The following is a 15,166-nucleotide window of genomic DNA, read 5'->3' as shown; positions in this document are numbered from 1 at the left end:
ACAGAACGAGAAAAGGTTGCAATTCAAGCCGACCATGTCGGATGTCGAGATAGCACGTGCCTTGTTGGACAACAGCGTTCCCTCGCCCCGAAGGCTGAAAGATGCGCATCAGAACCAGGGGAACCTGTGCGTCGAGCTGGGGAATAAAGAGGGCATGCGCGTACTCGAGATCGGTAGCCGGGAGGTGACCGGCGCGTCGACGCTGCGAGAAAAGCTGACGAAAGCCACGTATGTCGGCTTCGACTACTACCCGGGACGAAACGTCGACGTGGTAGGCGATGCCCATCGCTTGTCGCACTACTTTCGCGAGGACGAGAAGTTCGATCTCATTTATTCGACAGCCGTATTCGAGCACTTGGCCATGCCTTGGGTGGTCGCCTCGGAGATATCGAAACTGTTGAAAGTGGGCGGCACGCTCTTCGTGGAAACGCACTTTTCCTTTTCATCGCACGAGCGCCCCTGGCACTTCTTCCAATTTAGCGACATGGGGCTGCGCGCGCTCTTTTCGCCCGCGCTAGGATTCGAGTGTATCGAAGCGACGATGGCCAATCCCATCGCCGGCAAATTCTCGGCGCTGGCGGATCCGTATCTGCGCGGGCGGTGGGTTCACGGGCTGTATTGCCACAGCCAATATCTGGGCGTGAAACGCCGCGACGTCGAATCGTTCGCATGGGGCGATGTTTCGGTCGACGACGTCGTGGGCGATACGTTTTATCCGACGCCGGTCTAAGCGCACCGGCGCGCGCGGCGCAAGAGCCGAAGCCTACTTGCGCCGCATGGGCCGGCGCACCTTACTCCCACCGCGTCGCATAGCATTCGCGCGACACGGCGCGACCCATGGGGGCCGACGTCACGCAATCGGCACTTTACCTCGATAAGCCGAATGACGGCATAGGCGGCTATGTCGCGATCGAGTATTTGCGCGTCGCAGTTTGACAATTGGGCCTTGGGTGTCGCGGATACAGTGGGTGGTTGTTCGAAGGTGTAAGTAGGGCGTTTAATCAGAAGAACGGATTACGATTTGGAGACTTCGATGAAATTAGATCGTACGAATAAGTTGGTACTCCTAACTAGCGTCTGTGCCGGATGTTTGCTTCCGGGCATCGCCGCGGCGCAGTCGTCCGTCACGTTGTACGGCGTGATCGACGAGGGGATCGACTACGTCAACAACAGCGGCGGCAATCATTTGTGGCGCATGCGCGACGGCACCTACGACGGTATGTACGGCAGCCGCTGGGGCTTGAAAGGGAGCGAGGACCTCGGTGGCGGCCTGAGTGCGATCTTCAAGCTCGAAGCGGGCTTCAGTTTGGAAAACGGACAAATGCGCCAAGGCGGTAGGGAGTTCGGCCGCCAAGCCTTTGTCGGCCTGTCGAAAACGAATCTCGGTACCGTGACCTTCGGACGCCAGTACGACTCCGTTGTCGATTTCGTTCAGCCAGTGACGGCCGTGGGCCAATTCGGCGGGCCGTTCGTGCGCGGCGGCGACATCGACAACACCGATAACTCGTTCCGCGTCGACAACTCGGTCAAGTACGCGAGCCCGTCGTTTGGCGGCTTTACGTTCGGCGGCATGTATTCGTTCACGAATTCGAACGCACCCGGCGTGGGCACGACCGGCATGTGGAGCCTGGGCGCAGCCTATTCTCATGGCGGTTTCAACGCGGGTGCGGCGTATTTCTACGCTAAGAATCCGGCGGCCCGCTTCACCGACGGCGACTTTATCGGCAATACCACCGGCGCGGCGATCGGTGCGAGCGGCCCGTTCAGCTATGTCGGCGCGCCGCATAACGAGCGCATCATGGGCATTGGCGCGGACTATGCCTTCGGCCCGGCAACGGCCGGTGTCGACTACACCAACGCCAAGTTCGACGATGCGAATGGGACGACGAGTTCCGTGACGTTCAGCAATTACGAAGTGTGGGGGCAATACAAGCTGACGCCGGCAGCCACGCTGGGTGCAGCCTACGCCTATACCGACGGCAAGGTGGACTACAACGGCACGAAGCCCAAATACCATCAAGTTTCGTTGATGGGGAGCTACGCGGTGTCCAAGCGTACGTCGTTCTATGCGATGGCCAGCGTCCAGCAGGCCGCGGGGGATGCCAAGCAGGCCGACATCTTCGATTTCTCGATCGGCGATGCGTCCACGACGAAGCGGCAGGCGATGGTTCGGCTGGGTATGTTGCATCAGTTTTAAACGCGTGTAAGAACCGCCCCACCGTTCACCGAACTAAGGCTGACAATAATGTAGACCTTTCGGCACCTACCCATCGCAGGAGGGATAGAGGTTGCATGTGCGAGTGTCATTGCAGTCTTCGCGGTGAGCGGGGGGCGTCTTCAGCGCTCGCCCGAATTGCATTGCCGGTTGCGGAAACATCAACGACTGCCTAAGCTGCACTGCGTGAAGAGTGCGGCGAATTGTCTTGCAGCGCGCATCCGTACCGGCTGTTCACGCGTATATCTCTTCGATGGCCGACCTCGATCACTGGAACCGGTTGTTTCCGCGTGGAAGCCTGCTGGGTGGATGACGTCCCTTCCGGGAAACCGGTGAGGTATGAAGTGTGGCGTCTATTGCGCATCGGTAACGGGAGCGACGCGATGAAGATTTCGCAATCTCGGGAAGCACTTCGCCCGCGCAGGATAGGGCTTGTCCATCCGATGTGGGTTCGTGCCACGCATTGGCTGAATGCGCTCGCGGCCATCGCGATGATGCTTTCAGGGTGGCAGATCTACGACGCGTCGCCGATTTTCCCTCACTTCATGTTCCCGATGTCGATCACGCTTGGCGGCTGGCTCGCCGGCGCGCTGCAATGGCACTTCGCCGCGATGTGGCTGCTGCTCGCCAACGGCATCGTCTATTTGGCTTTAAACGTCGTCACCGGACGCCTGTTCACTCGATTCTTCCCGCTCTCGCCGCGCACGGTTTGGCGCGACCTCGCGAGTGCGCTGACCGGCAAGCTTGCGCATGCCGACCTGTCGCGTTATAACGCCGTGCAGAAGCTCGCCTATCTGGTCGTGATCGTGGACCTCGTCGTGCTCGTGCTTTCCGGACTCGCCATTTGGAAGTCGGTCCAGTTCCCTTTGCTGCGCGGTTTGATGGGCGGCTACGACGACGCCCGTATCGTGCATTTCTGTGCAATGTCGCTTCTTGCGGCGTTTATCGTCGTCCATTTGGTGATGGTCGCGATCGTGCCACGCTCGCTCGTTGCAATGCTGCGGGGCCGATAGCCAGTCCTGCCTATCGACTCATCGAATAGGAGGTCGCCATGCAATTCCCACGCGTCCAGGCCGATTCCGGCGTGCGACCGGCGTCGCTCGATACCGAAGCGATTGCGGCCGATGCGTTTCGCGAGTTGGCGCTCCCCGCACGTCGCGCGTTCGGCAAGCGGCTATTGACGCTCGGCGGCCTGTTGATGCTGACCGGCTGTTCGCTGACCGATGAAAAATCCGTCAATGCGTTCTTGATGAGCGTCTCGCGTATGAACGATCGCGTTCAGGGATGGCTTTTCGACCCGACGCGCCTCGCGCCTACGTACAGCGAGGCCGAACTCACGCGACCGTTTCCGTTCAATGCCTATTACGCCATTGATGACGTGCCCGAAGTCGATGCCGAGGACTATCGGTTGAAACTGAGTGGGCTGATTGCCGGCAAACGCGACTGGACGCTACCGGAACTCTATGCGCTGCCCCATGCGGAGCAGATTACACGGCATATCTGTGTCGAAGGATGGAGTGCGATAGGGCACTGGGGCGGGACACCGTTCGGAGATTTCCTGCGCCGCGTCGGCGCGGATACGAGTGCCAGGTATGTCGGCTTCAAATGTGCGGACGACTACTACGAAAGTATCGATATGCCGACGGCGCTGCATCCGCAGACGCTCCTTGCCTTCGAATACGACGGTAAGACCTTGCCGCCCAAGTACGGCTTTCCTATGAAACTGCGCATTCCAACGAAGCTCGGCTATAAGAATCCGAAACATATTGTGGAAATTTACGTTACCAATACCTACCCTGGCGGTTACTGGAGCGACCAGGGATACAACTGGTTCGGCGGGTCGTGACGCTAGACGGCGGTATGGCGGTCCGCCAAGCGACGGCTGCATCGATCGGCACCCGGTCCGGCTCGGTAGTCTACGCCATCCTTGCGGCACCCAAGACGAGCGGTGCTTTTGCCCAACTCGTCGAAGCAACTTGACCTTCACTGAAGGAGACATCTCATGGGTAAGTTTGCGATCGCGGCACTCGTTGCCGTGCTGAGCTTAGGTATGTCGAGTGCATTCGCACAGCAGGCGAGCGACGCGATGTCGCAAACCGAAATGGCGAGCGGCACGATGGCAAAAGGTCCGATGACGAAGAAGCCAATGAAGCGTTCGCACGCGAAGAAAGGCGGCTCGATGGGTATGAAACACGAGGCTTCCGGTACGATGGGGCAGTGACGTGCCTCATACGGCATAGCGTTATAGCGGGAACGGGCTGATCGGCTGGGCCCAGCCCTTGGCTACGCCGGCTCAAAGCACGTTCAACATCGCGACGGCCGCTTCCTGCAGATGGGGCAGGACCCGTTTCAACGCAGCGTCGCCGCTTTCGTTCTTGATCGGCATGTTCGTGCTCAGCGCGGCAACGACTTCGCCGTGCCGATTTCGGAGCGGCACGGCGATTCCGCGCACGCCGACCTGCAACTGTTGCTCGACCAACGCATACCCGTCGGTGCGTGCCTGTTCGATCTGTTCCCGCAGGCGCGTTTTGCTCGTCAGCGTATGCGGCGTGTACGGCGCGAGGTCCACCCGCTCGAGCCACGCCGAGACCGCATCCTGATCTTGCTTGTGAGCGAGCAGCACGACGCCCGGCGAAATGAGCGGCGCCGGCACTCGGGCTCCCAGCACGAAGCCTGTCGTCATCACGCGCGAGACGCCGTTTCGAGCTATCACGACGAGTTCCCAATCGTCGAGCACGCTGACATAGGCCGATTCGTTGATCGATGCGCTGACCTGCTGCAAGTACGGCTGAACGGTTCGCGGCAACCGCGCCGAATCGAAGTAGGACCAGCCGACGCGCAGCACGCGCGGTGTCAGGCCGAACAGGCGGCCGTCCGTGTAGACATAGCCGAGCGATTCGAGCGTCAGCAGGTAACGGCGCGCGGCGGTGCGCGATAGCCCGGTTCGCTCGGCCGCCTGTGTCGGTGTCATGCGCGCGTGCTCGTTGTCGAAAGCCTCGAGGATTGCGAGTCCCTTTTCGAGCCCCGCGATCCAGTCGCGCTTGTCGAGGGCGGTCTTATTCATGTCGATGGGGTTTCGCCTTCATTGGCATGGGCGGCCTCGCGCGTCATACGGCTCGATCGACGCCGTTCGTTGTGGCCTCATTCGGGTTTGATCCGCGCGCCGACCATCAGCGAAATCAGGCAGCCGATTGCAAGGTAGCCCGCGACGAGATGCCAAGAGCCGCCCGCGAAGCCCGTGAGCGCCACCGCGATGAACGGGGTGAAGCCCCCGCCGACCACACTAGCGAACTGATAGCCGACACCGGCGCCGCTATAGCGATACTCGGCACCGAATAGTTCGGTAAAAAGCGGTTGCTGCACGCTGACGACCATGTCGTGCGCCACGTTGGCGAGCATGACCGCGAAGATGACGATCCACACGGTCGCGCGGGCTTCGAGGGCGACGAAGAACGGCACCGCGCAGGCCAGCCCGACGGTGGCGCCGATGAGATAGATCCGCTTGAGCCCGAAGCGGTCCGCGAGCCAGGCGAAGCAGGGGATGGTGACGCAACTGAGCGCGCCGACGAGCAGCCCGATATTGAGGAACAAGTCGCGCGACATGCCGAGGTTGGTCGTCGAATAGCTCAATGCAAATGCGGTGACGATGTACATCGAAAACAATTCGGCGAGCCGTAATGCGATGATGTACGCGAACGCCTTCGGATGACGGGTGAGCGCTTCGATGACGGGAAGCTTCAACTTGCGATGCTGATGCTCGACCGTCTCCACGAACTCTCTCGACTCGTCCATGCTCGCACGGACCCAGAGGCCGATTCCTACGAGTACGACGCTGAACACGAAAGGCAGCCGCCATCCCCACGAGCGGAAGGCCGCGTCGCCGAGCCAATGGCTGAGCAAAGAGACGAAGCCGGTGGAAAGCACGAGACCGACGCCATAGCCGACCTGAACGCCGCTGCTGTAGAACGCTTTGTTGCCGCGCGGCGCGCTCTCGACTGCCATGAGCGCCGCGCCGCCCCATTCGCCGCCGACGGCGAAGCCTTGTATCGCGCGCATCGCGACGAGCAGGACAGGGGCCCACCAGCCGATCGTGGAAAATGTCGGCAGCAGCCCGATTGCGGCGGTCGATAGACCCATCAGCATCACGGTCAGGACGAGCATCCGCTTGCGCCCCAGCCGGTCTCCATAGTGGCCGAAGACGATGCCCCCGAGCGGGCGGAAAAGAAAGCCGACACCGAACGTCGCGAAGGCGGCAAGCGTGCCCATCGTCGGGCTGACCTTCGGAAAGAAGGCGGTGTTGAAAACGAGCGCGGCAACAATGCCGTAGAGCAGAAAATCGTACCAATCGACGACGGCGCCCACGAAGCTGCCGATGGCCGCTCGTTTGGCCTGGCTCTTAGGCTGGGAATGGGCCGCGGTATCTGCGGTATCGAAACTCGGGGTCATGGGGTGTCTCCTACTGTGTTCTCGTGCTTGAGCGCGATCGTCAACGGAACAACGTCCAGCGCTGCGCATGTGTCATGGGGTGTGTGATCGCAGCATAGGGCTGTCGTTGTCCGCCGCGCAATGCAATTTCCGCATGCGCTGCGCGATTAGCGCGCAAATGTGTGCGCTAATCGCACGGATTTCGGGTTTGCCCGGACGCGTTTCGGTGCGTTCGGATCGCGTCGAATGCAGCGCCGCGGTGTCCCATTTGGTTAAAATTGGCACAACGCTGCCAGGAGGTTTCGCATGTGCCCTGTCGTTTCACCGTCCGACGATGCGTTTGCGTCAACTGCCGATTCGGCCAATCCGCTCGGGCTTGCCGGACTCGAATTCGTCGAATTCGCCACGCGCGCGCCGGAGGATCTCGGCCGTCGGTTCGAGCAGCTCGGCTTCAAGGCGATCGCGAGCCACGTCAGCAAGGCCGTGACGCTGTACCGGCAAGGCGACATGAATTTTCTCGTCAACGCCGAACCCGATTCGTTCGCGGCACGGTATGCGCAAATCTACGGGATGGGGATCTGTGCGCTCGGCATGCGCGTTCAGAACGCCTCGCGCGCGCTCAAGCGTGCGATCGGGCTGGGCGCCTGGCCGTTCGAGGGCGAGCGCGTAGGCGATTTCGAGCTGAAGATCCCGGCCATACAAGGCATTGGCGATTCGCATATCTATTTCGTCGACCGGTGGCGCGGACATGCCGGCTCGCGCGGCGGCGTGGGCGATATCTCCATCTTCGACGTCGATTTCCGACCGATCGATCTGGCGACGGCGCGCGAGGACCTGACGCACGCGGGCATCGGCTTGCGATGCGTCGACCACATGACGCAGACGGTCGGCGCCGGGCGCATGCAGGAGTGGCTCGATTTTTACCGAACCTTGCTGCATTTCCGTGAAATTCACGAGATCGCGCCGGATGGACACATTGCCGGTGACTCCCGAGTGATGGTGTCGCCTTGCGGGCAAGTGTGTATTCCGCTCTACGAGGAAGGGACGGCGCGAACCGAGCAGATGCACGCTTATTTGCCCGATCATCCGGGAGAAGGGGTGCAGCATATCGCGCTCGCGACCGACGATATTTTCGCGTGCGTCGATGCACTCGTCGCCAACGGCGTCGACTTCGTCGAGCCACCGCGTGCCTATTACGATGGGATCGATGCACGCTTGCCCGGTCATGGTGTCGATATCGACGCGCTGTGCGCACGCCGCATCCTGATCGACGGCGAAATCGATGCCGACGGCACGCCCCGCCTATTTTTTCAGACCTTCGTCAAACGCCGGCCCGGCGAGATCTTCTTCGAAGTCGTGCAGCGCAGCGGCCATCGCGGATTCGGCGAGGGCAACCTCGGTGCGCTGGCGAGCGCGCGATCGGGCGCGCTTCGACCGTCTTGACGCTATCGGCGGCCCTCGGCCATGCCGAAAAGCTGAACCACGACGCCGCGCAACCATCGATTGCCGGCCTCGTGGTGATACCGCGCATGCCAGTGTTGTCTGACGGAGAAGCCGTCCACTGGAACCGGACACGGATGGACTGCCAGGCCGTTCGCGGCGGCTAGCATTTCTCCGATATGGCGTGGCAGCGTGGCGATCAGATCGGTGGTCTGGATAATCGTGCCCAGGCCAAGAAAGCCCGGCAATTGGAGGACGACCTCCCGTTCGATGCGCGCGCGCACGAGCGCCTGTTCGAGCAGTTGCGCGCCGGTGCCCGACTCGATCGCCGCATGCCCTTCCGAGCAATACTGCTTCAGCAGGAGCTTCGCGCGAATGCGCGGATGGTGCGCGTTGACGAGGCACACCCAGTCCTGTCGATAGAGCTGCTGCTGATAAATGCCGCCGCTCAGCCAAGGAACATGGCCGATCGCGAGATCCGATTCCCCCGATTCCAGCGCACGTTCCGTATTGCCGTCGATTCCCGCCGCCTCGAGCCGAATGCCCGGCGCTTGCGCGCGCACGTGTGCGAGCAGTCTCGGCAGCAGTGTGATGTGACTCGCGTCGGTCATGCAGATGCGAAAGCGCCGCTGCGCCGTGGCCGGATCGAAAGCCGTTTCCCAGGCGGCGAAGCGCCTCAACGATTCCAGTATTTCCCGACAAGGCCCGATCAGTGCGTCTGCCTGCGGCGTCGGCGCCATGCCCCCGGGCGTGCGGATGAACAGCGGGTCGTGCAAGTACTCGCGCAAGCGCCCGAGCCAAATGCTGACGGTGGGCTGGCTTTGCCCTAGCTGTTCGGCCACGCGCGTCACGCTGCGCGTGTCGTAGAGCAAATCGAAGAGCTGCAGCAGTTTCAGGTCGGGCAAATCCGGCGAAGTCATGGCCGCCTCGAATGGGTGATGCGTGAGGGGATGTATTGCGTGGTGCAATGATGCCATTGCCGTCATTGAATTGCGAGTATGACGCCGATTGCCTATCGTGGGGCCACACTTCAAGGAGAAACCAGTGAAGATTGCGATTCTCGGCGCCGGCGCCCTCGGCTGCGCGATCGGCGCTAGCCTCACGGAAGGCGGCCATGAAACCTGGCTGCTGGACCGCTCGCCCGTTCATGTGGAGACGATGCGTCGCGACGGTTTGCGGGTCGATGACGCCAACGGCTCCCGACGCGTCGCGGTGCGCGCCACGATGGAGGCTAGCGACGTCGGCGTGGCCGACTTGGTGGTCGTGTTGGTCAAGTCCTTTCATACCGATGCGGCGATGCGCGGCGCGCGTACGTTAGTCGGACCCGATACGGCCGTGCTGTCGCTGCAAAACGGACTCGGCCACGAGGACATCCTCGCCGATATCGTCGGCCGCGAACGCGTGCTGGCGGGCAAGACCTACGTGGGCGGCGTGCTGCGCGGGCCGGGGCACATCGAGTCGGGCGTCGCCGGCAAGGCGACGTACATCGGCGAACTCGACGGCCGGCTCACGCCTCGCGTGCAGGCGATTGCCGCAGCGTTCGAGGCCGCCGGCCTCACGACCGCGATCAGCGACAACATCGTGGGCACGATGTGGGACAAGCTGCTCGTGAATGTCGCGACGGGCGCGCTCGCGGGCATCACGCGGTTGACGTACGGTCAACTCTACGACGAGCCGCTGCTGGAAGCGACGGCCCTCGCTGCCGTATCGGAGGCGATCGCCGCGGCGCGGGCGGCTGGCGTCACGTTATCGATGACCGATCCCAAACAAGCCTGGTCGCTCGCGCGAGAGGGCCTGCCTGCCGCGTTCAAGACTTCCATGCTGCAAAGCCTGGAAAAGCGGTCGATCACGGAGGTCGATTTCATCAACGGCTCGGTGGTGCGTTGGGGCGAACGGTTCGGGGTGCCCACGCCCGTCAATGCGACGCTGGTGGCGTGCGTCAAAGGCATCGAACGCGCGATGGCCGACGAACGGATCGCGGAGGCCGCGGCATGAACGGTACCCAAGCCTATCTCGAACACGCCGCGATCTGGGTGAGCGACATTCACTGGCATATCCGCTTCTTCGAACACGTGTTCGGCATGACGATGCGAGAAATCGACGGACCCGTCGACGCGCCTCGCCAATACTGGACCCTCGGCGGTCTGCAGTTCATTCATGCCCCCGAGCACGCAGGCCCGGAAGGGCGCTTGGCTCACCTGGGCGTCATGTGCGAAGACCTGGAAGCGGCCCTGGCGGCGGCCCGATCGTATGGCGTGAGCGAAATGCCGCAGGGACGTAACTGGCTGCGTTTGCCCGATGGTCTCGCGATCGAGCTGATCCAAGCAAAACCGGCGTCCTGCGTGGCCCGCGCACGCGCTATCGACCCGCGCGCGGAGGCATGACGATGGTTACGACGTTCAATGAGAAGTATTGGGACGACGCCCGCGAAGGCGACGAGTGCATGAGCCCCACCTACACCGTGACGAAGGAACGCATCGTCGCCTATGCCGATCTGACGGGCGACCACACGCCCGTGCACGTGGACGAGGCCTATGCCAATGCGAGCCACTTCGGTTGCCTCGTTGCGCACGGGCTGTTCGGACTCTCGATCGCCGACGGGCTCAAGACGCAAAGCGACTATCGCTTCGTGCCGGGGATGTCGCTCGGCTGGACGTGGGACTTCCTGTTGCCGATCAAGGTCGGCGACGTGCTGCACGTCAAGTTTCGTGTCGGTACCATGCGGCCGAGCAACAGTCGGCCCGGTTGGGGCATCGTCGTGCTGCCCTCCGAATTGATCGATCAACACGGCAATGTGGTGCAAAGGGGCGAGCACCGTCTCATGGTGCCGCGCCGGCCGGGAGCGTACTAATGCAAGCGCGTCCTCTCGAAGGCATACGGGTGGTCGACTATAGCCACTTTCTCGCCGGTCCCTACGTCGGGCGCTGCCTCGCGGCACTCGGCGCCGAAGTCATCAAGGTCGAGCGCCCCGGCAGCGGCGACGCCGGACGTCAGCACGCGACGGTGCTCGACGACGAGCAAAGCGGCTATTTTCTGCAGCTCAACATGGGCAAGCGCGGCGTTAGCGTGAACATGAAGGACGCGCGCGGCAGGGCGTTCATGCAGCGGCTGTGCGACTCGGCGGATGTATTCGTCGAGAACTACCGGCCCGGCGCGCTGGACAAGCTGGGATTGGGTTACGCCGAACTCTGCGCACGTAACCCTCGGCTCGTCTACTGCTCGATCTCCGCCTACGGCCACACGGGCCCCGATGCGCATCGCGCCGGCTTCGGCCTCATCGCGGAAGCGAAGAGCGGCATCATGCAGATGGTGGGCACGCCGGGGGAGCCGCCGCCGTTGTTGCGCATTTCGCTCGGCGATATGTACACGGGCATCCACGCGGTGGCCGCGATTAACGCGGCGCTGCTTGGGCGCGAGAAAAGCGGGCGCGGTCAGCATATCGACATGGCGCTGTACGACACGCTGTTTTCGATGCACGAATACGCGGTGCAATGCTATACGCTGCGCGGCGTGCTGCCGGAGCAGACCGGCCACGACATGCCGACATCGACACTGTATGGCGTGTTTCGCGCTGCGAACGGCGATGTCGTGATCGCGGCGCAGGTCGACGATGCATGGAAGCGTCTGGCCGCATTGATCGAAGCGCATGGCGGTCCGGCAGGGTTCGGCGGCGACGCGCGTTTCCACGATAGCGTGGGACGCAATGCGCATCGTCGCGAGATCCTGGCTATCGTGCAGCCGTGGGTCGCCGCGCGCCCGGTGGGCGAGGTGCTGTCGTTGCTCGATGGTATCGACGTGCCGTGCGCTAAGGTGCAGCGCATCGACGAGGTGCTCGACGATCCGCAGATCCAAGCGCGAGGCATGGTGCTCGAGCAGCAGCACCCGCGCTACGGCACGTTGCGTTTGCCCAATTTGCCCTTTCGCTTTTCCGATTGCGACACGACCGTCCGCGATTTTGCACCGGACCTCGGACAACACAACGCCGAGGTCGCGCAATCGCTCGGGTTTTCGGCCGCGGAAATCGAGGCGATGCAAAGGGACGGCGTTCTTTATTCGAAGTGAGACATCATGACTGACCGCTTTGCAGTGATCGGCAATCCGATCGGCCACACCAAGTCGCCCTTGATTCACGGACTCTTCGCCGAAGCGATGCGACAGGCCATCTCCTATGTCGCGATCGAAGGCCCGCTCGAGCCCGAGGACGGCTTCGAGCGCGTCGTACGCCGGTTTGCAGCCGAAGGGGGCAAGGGCCTGAACGTCACGGCGCCTTTCAAGCTCAAGGCCTTTGCGCTGGCCGACGTGCGTAGCGAGCGCGCGGCGTTGGCGGGTGCCGCCAACGCGCTGAAGTTCGAGGGCGGCCGGATCGTTGCCGAGAATTTCGACGGCATCGGACTGCTGCGCGATATCGAAGCGAACCTCGGCGTGCCGCTCGCACGCCGGCGCGTATTGCTGCTCGGGGCGGGCGGCGCGGCGCGCGGCGCGCTGTTGCCGTTTATCGGTGCGGGTCCCGCCGAACTGGTGATCGCAAACCGCGACTTATCCAAAGGCGAGGCGCTCGTGGCGCAGGTCGGTGCGCAAGGCGGGGCGCTGCACGCGTGCGGCTATGGCGAGCTGGCCGCAATGGGCCGTTTCGACGTCGTGGTCAACGCCACCTCGGCGAGCCTCACGGGCGATCTGCCTCCCGTGCCTCCGAGCGTATTCAGTCCCGCTGGAACGGCTTACGAGCTTGCCTATGGCAAGGGGCTCACCCCGTTCTTGCGGCTGGCGCGCAATGCCGGCGTGCATGGCGTGGCCGACGGCGTGGGCATGCTCGTCGAGCAGGCGGCCGAAGCCTTCGAATGGTGGCGCGACGTGCGTCCGCCCACGAGCGCGGTGATCGACCGCTTGGCTGTGCCGCTCGATTGAAGCGTTACTTCTTGAGGAATCGCAGCACCGCATCGACGACCATCTCGCGATGCCTGACACGCAGGCGCGGATGCGAGGGGTCGCGCCCAAACGCGGCGCCGAACGTCGATCGGTTGCTGACGCGATGAAAGCAGAGCGAACTGATCATGAGGTGAAGATCGATCGGGTCGATGTCGTCCCGGAACGCGCCCGACGCCACGCCGCGCGCCAGCAGATCTTCGATCGTGACGATCACGCTCGCGTTGCGGCTGCGGAACGTCTTCATCTGCTCGAGATATTTCGCGCCGTGAATGTTTTCGATCGTGATGAGGCGGATAAAATCGCGATGCCGGTCGTGGTAATCGAACGTGAATTCCACGAGGCGGCGCATGCCTTCCACGGGTTCGAGTTCGCTGACGTGCAGATCTTGTTCGAGCGCGCGGATATCGCCGTAGACCTTATCGAGCACCGCTTCGTATAACCCTTCCTTACTGCCGAAGTAGTAATAGAGCATGCGCTTCGTGGTATTCGTGCGCTCGGCGATGGCGTCGACGCGCGCGCCCGCGAGGCCCATTGCCGAGAATTCGGCCGTCGCTACCTCGAGAATATTGCGCTTGGTCTCTTCCGGATCGTACTTGCGTCGCGCGTCGGCGCCGACGCGACTGCTACCGCCCGCGGCCGCCGGTCTTCCCATGTCGTGTTGCGTTTCCAGAGTGAATGCGCGCGATTCTAGCATGGCGACTTATCGAGACTTTGACGAAAGGGGCCCCGCCGGGCGGCGGGGCCATGGATCGCTTGCCGTTGCGTTACATTGCGTTACAGCTCGATCCGCTTGATATCGCCGACGACAAAGATGTAGGCCGCCGCGCCGATCAGCGCGACCACGCCGATGAACGCGAGCGCCCAGACGAAGGAGCCCGTTGCACTCACGATCAGCCCAATGACGAGCGGCGTGATGATGCCGGCGAGATTGGCCGCGACGTTGAAAATGCCGCCCGTCAATCCCAGCTTGCCGTCCGGGGCGATATCGGAGACGAGCGTCCAGCCGAGCGCGGCCATGCCTTGAGCGAAGAACGCGAGCGACAAAATGGCGATGACGGCGACATTGCTCTGGACGAAGTTCGCGAGCACGATCGTCGACGCCAGCAACAGCCCGGCAATGATCGGCAGTTTGCGCGCGACGTTCGCCGATTTGCCCCGGCGCAGCAGCCAGTCGGAGAATGCGCCGCCGAACAAGACGCCGATCGAGGCCGCGATGAAGGGCATGACGGCGAAGAAGCCGATCTTGAGCCAGCCCATATGACGCTCGGTGGCGAGATACGTCGGAAACCACGTCAAAAAGAACACGAGCGTGGAGTTGCCGGCGAATTGGCCCAGGCAAATGCCCGCGAGCTGGCGATGCTTGAGCAGCCGGCCGATATCGCGCCAATCCACTTTGGCCGGCTTGCCGACGCGCTCGCCCGGGCTGTGCCGCGTGAGGCCGCCGCCGGCTTCGATGTATTCGATTTCGGCGTCGTTAGCGGCGGGATGGTCGAGCGGCTCGCGATAAAAGCGCCACCAAATCAGGCCGAAAATTACACCGGCGGCGCCGACGACGTAGAACAGCGAACGCCATCCGAACGCGCCCATCAACGCAAACAGCAAGGGGCTGAAGAACGCGAGGCCGATGTATTCGCCGACGGTGTAAGTGCCGGTCGCGAACGCGCGCTCCGTCTGCGGAAACCAGGTCGCGACGATCCGGCTATTGGTCGGAAAGCAGGGCGATTCCGTTACGCCGAGCCCGAGCCGGCAAGCGAAGAGGGCGCCTACGCCGGTGACGAGCCCTTGCGCTAGCGTGCAGAGCGACCACAACGTCATCGCCAGGAAATACGTCAGCTTGCTGCCGAATCGATCCAGGAAGACGCCGCCCGGAATTTGTGCAACGACATAGCTCCATGAGAACGCGGAAAAGATCAGTCCCATCAACGCCGCGTCGATCCCGAGTTCCTTCGTCAGTTGAGGCGCCGCAATGCCCAGCACGGTGCGATCGAGGTAGTTGATCATCGTGCCCGCGGCCAATAGACCGAGAACCCGATAGCGGGCACGCGAGCGTCGGACCATGGACGGTTGCGCCGCGTCTTGCAGCGAGGCCGCGCTCAGCGACCGAGGTGAAAGGGGAGGGGCCATGTCGTCGTGTCTCCTGTCGACCTGAATGGTCGTGGT

Annotated in this window: 16 protein-coding genes; 11 read left to right on the top strand and 5 right to left on the bottom strand. The window is 62.6% G+C overall.

Annotated elements, in window-relative coordinates; all coding sequences use genetic code 11:
- The first annotated feature begins 16 nt into the window (after positions 1–16).
- The 5 genes from ACTHN9_RS22655 to ACTHN9_RS22635 all read left to right on the top strand — a co-directional run bounded on the left by ACTHN9_RS22655 (position 17) and on the right by ACTHN9_RS22635 (position 4,436).
- Complete coding sequence (locus tag ACTHN9_RS22655; protein WP_440539013.1) at positions 17–730, top strand: class I SAM-dependent methyltransferase; 714 nt, start codon at positions 17–19, stop codon at positions 728–730.
- A 303-nt stretch (positions 731–1,033) separates the two neighbouring features.
- Positions 1,034–2,197 (top strand): porin, encoded by a 1,164-nt coding sequence (locus tag ACTHN9_RS22650; RefSeq protein WP_440539012.1) that lies wholly within the window; start codon positions 1,034–1,036, stop codon positions 2,195–2,197.
- Positions 2,198–2,598: 401 nt separating this feature from the next.
- Positions 2,599–3,228: a cytochrome b/b6 domain-containing protein gene (locus ACTHN9_RS22645; protein ID WP_440539011.1), complete on the top strand. Its 630-nt coding sequence runs from the start codon at positions 2,599–2,601 to the stop codon at positions 3,226–3,228.
- A gap of 38 nt (positions 3,229–3,266) precedes the next feature.
- Positions 3,267–4,061, top strand: a complete 795-nt coding sequence (locus ACTHN9_RS22640; protein WP_440539010.1) for a molybdopterin-dependent oxidoreductase — start codon at positions 3,267–3,269, stop codon at positions 4,059–4,061.
- A gap of 156 nt (positions 4,062–4,217) precedes the next feature.
- The gene (locus ACTHN9_RS22635) at positions 4,218–4,436 is read left to right on the top strand and encodes a pentapeptide MXKDX repeat protein (RefSeq protein ID WP_440539009.1); all 219 of its coding nucleotides are present in this window, start codon (positions 4,218–4,220) and stop codon (positions 4,434–4,436) included.
- A gap of 72 nt (positions 4,437–4,508) precedes the next feature.
- On the opposite strand, the gene ACTHN9_RS22630 is transcribed toward ACTHN9_RS22635, so the two are convergent.
- A complete protein-coding gene (locus ACTHN9_RS22630) occupies positions 4,509–5,279 on the bottom strand; it encodes an IclR family transcriptional regulator domain-containing protein (protein ID WP_440539008.1) in 771 nt (256 codons plus the stop codon).
- Positions 5,280–5,356: 77 nt separating this feature from the next.
- A complete protein-coding gene (gene shiA, locus ACTHN9_RS22625) occupies positions 5,357–6,661 on the bottom strand; it encodes a shikimate transporter (protein WP_440539007.1) in 1,305 nt (434 codons plus the stop codon).
- 285 nt (positions 6,662–6,946) lie between these two features.
- Between shiA and ACTHN9_RS22620 the strand changes: the two genes are divergently transcribed.
- On the top strand, positions 6,947–8,083 hold the full coding sequence (locus ACTHN9_RS22620; protein WP_440539006.1) for a 4-hydroxyphenylpyruvate dioxygenase family protein: 1,137 nt from the start codon (positions 6,947–6,949) through the stop codon (positions 8,081–8,083).
- 2 nt (positions 8,084–8,085) lie between these two features.
- Here ACTHN9_RS22620 and ACTHN9_RS22615 read toward each other — a convergent pair whose 3' ends face one another.
- On the bottom strand, positions 8,086–9,000 hold the full coding sequence (locus ACTHN9_RS22615; RefSeq protein WP_440539005.1) for a LysR family transcriptional regulator: 915 nt from the start codon (positions 8,998–9,000) through the stop codon (positions 8,086–8,088).
- A 124-nt stretch (positions 9,001–9,124) separates the two neighbouring features.
- On the opposite strand from ACTHN9_RS22615, the gene ACTHN9_RS22610 reads away from it, so the two are divergent.
- The 5 genes from ACTHN9_RS22610 to aroE are packed head-to-tail and all read left to right on the top strand — an operon-like array spanning position 9,125 to position 12,985.
- Complete coding sequence (locus tag ACTHN9_RS22610; RefSeq protein ID WP_440539004.1) at positions 9,125–10,075, top strand: ketopantoate reductase family protein; 951 nt, start codon at positions 9,125–9,127, stop codon at positions 10,073–10,075.
- On the top strand, positions 10,072–10,464 hold the full coding sequence (locus ACTHN9_RS22605; RefSeq protein ID WP_440539003.1) for a VOC family protein: 393 nt from the start codon (positions 10,072–10,074) through the stop codon (positions 10,462–10,464). The genes ACTHN9_RS22610 and ACTHN9_RS22605 overlap by 4 nt, the downstream gene beginning before the upstream one ends.
- 2 nt (positions 10,465–10,466) lie before the next feature.
- The gene (locus ACTHN9_RS22600) at positions 10,467–10,931 is read left to right on the top strand and encodes a MaoC family dehydratase (protein ID WP_440539002.1); all 465 of its coding nucleotides are present in this window, start codon (positions 10,467–10,469) and stop codon (positions 10,929–10,931) included.
- Positions 10,931–12,142, top strand: a complete 1,212-nt coding sequence (locus ACTHN9_RS22595; RefSeq protein WP_440539001.1) for a CaiB/BaiF CoA transferase family protein — start codon at positions 10,931–10,933, stop codon at positions 12,140–12,142. The genes ACTHN9_RS22600 and ACTHN9_RS22595 overlap by 1 nt, the downstream gene beginning before the upstream one ends.
- Positions 12,143–12,148: 6 nt before the next feature.
- Positions 12,149–12,985 carry a shikimate dehydrogenase gene (gene aroE, locus ACTHN9_RS22590; RefSeq protein WP_440539000.1) on the top strand — a complete coding sequence of 279 codons (837 nt, stop codon included), beginning with the start codon at positions 12,149–12,151 and terminating at the stop codon, positions 12,983–12,985.
- A 4-nt stretch (positions 12,986–12,989) separates the two neighbouring features.
- Here the strand turns inward: aroE and ACTHN9_RS22585 are convergent, their stop codons facing one another.
- Together ACTHN9_RS22585 and ACTHN9_RS22580 are read right to left on the bottom strand one after the other, a co-directional pair.
- Entirely contained in the window at positions 12,990–13,658 is a 669-nt protein-coding gene (locus ACTHN9_RS22585; RefSeq protein ID WP_440539055.1) for a TetR/AcrR family transcriptional regulator, read from the bottom strand.
- Positions 13,659–13,780: 122 nt separating this feature from the next.
- Positions 13,781–15,064, bottom strand: coding sequence for an MFS transporter (locus tag ACTHN9_RS22580; protein ID WP_440539054.1), 1,284 nt, complete (start codon positions 15,062–15,064; stop codon positions 13,781–13,783).
- Between the last annotated feature and the right edge of the window lie 102 nt (positions 15,065–15,166).

It is taken from the genome of Trinickia sp., from assembly GCF_051953405.1.
Taxonomy (GTDB): domain Bacteria; phylum Pseudomonadota; class Gammaproteobacteria; order Burkholderiales; family Burkholderiaceae; genus Trinickia.
The sequence above is the reverse complement of the archived record's forward strand: the minus strand, read 5'-3'. Positions and strand labels throughout refer to the sequence as shown.

Excerpts from the sequence above, each read along its gene's own strand:
- ACTHN9_RS22650 (WP_440539012.1), top strand. The coding sequence starts at position 1,034 with ATGAAATTAGATCGTACGAATAAGTTGGTACTCCTAACTAGCGTCTGT.
- ACTHN9_RS22645 (WP_440539011.1), top strand. The coding sequence starts at position 2,599 with ATGAAGATTTCGCAATCTCGGGAAGCACTTCGCCCGCGCAGGATAGGG.
- ACTHN9_RS22640 (WP_440539010.1), top strand. The coding sequence starts at position 3,267 with ATGCAATTCCCACGCGTCCAGGCCGATTCCGGCGTGCGACCGGCGTCG.
- ACTHN9_RS22635 (WP_440539009.1), top strand. The coding sequence starts at position 4,218 with ATGGGTAAGTTTGCGATCGCGGCACTCGTTGCCGTGCTGAGCTTAGGT.
- ACTHN9_RS22630 (WP_440539008.1), bottom strand. The coding sequence starts at position 5,279 with ATGAATAAGACCGCCCTCGACAAGCGCGACTGGATCGCGGGGCTCGAA.
- shiA (WP_440539007.1), bottom strand. The coding sequence starts at position 6,661 with ATGACCCCGAGTTTCGATACCGCAGATACCGCGGCCCATTCCCAGCCT.
- ACTHN9_RS22620 (WP_440539006.1), top strand. The coding sequence starts at position 6,947 with ATGTGCCCTGTCGTTTCACCGTCCGACGATGCGTTTGCGTCAACTGCC.
- ACTHN9_RS22615 (WP_440539005.1), bottom strand. The coding sequence starts at position 9,000 with ATGACTTCGCCGGATTTGCCCGACCTGAAACTGCTGCAGCTCTTCGAT.
- ACTHN9_RS22605 (WP_440539003.1), top strand. The coding sequence starts at position 10,072 with ATGAACGGTACCCAAGCCTATCTCGAACACGCCGCGATCTGGGTGAGC.
- ACTHN9_RS22600 (WP_440539002.1), top strand. The coding sequence starts at position 10,467 with ATGGTTACGACGTTCAATGAGAAGTATTGGGACGACGCCCGCGAAGGC.
- ACTHN9_RS22595 (WP_440539001.1), top strand. The coding sequence starts at position 10,931 with ATGCAAGCGCGTCCTCTCGAAGGCATACGGGTGGTCGACTATAGCCAC.
- aroE (WP_440539000.1), top strand. The coding sequence starts at position 12,149 with ATGACTGACCGCTTTGCAGTGATCGGCAATCCGATCGGCCACACCAAG.
- ACTHN9_RS22585 (WP_440539055.1), bottom strand. The coding sequence starts at position 13,658 with ATGGGAAGACCGGCGGCCGCGGGCGGTAGCAGTCGCGTCGGCGCCGAC.
- ACTHN9_RS22580 (WP_440539054.1), bottom strand. The coding sequence starts at position 15,064 with ATGGTCCGACGCTCGCGTGCCCGCTATCGGGTTCTCGGTCTATTGGCC.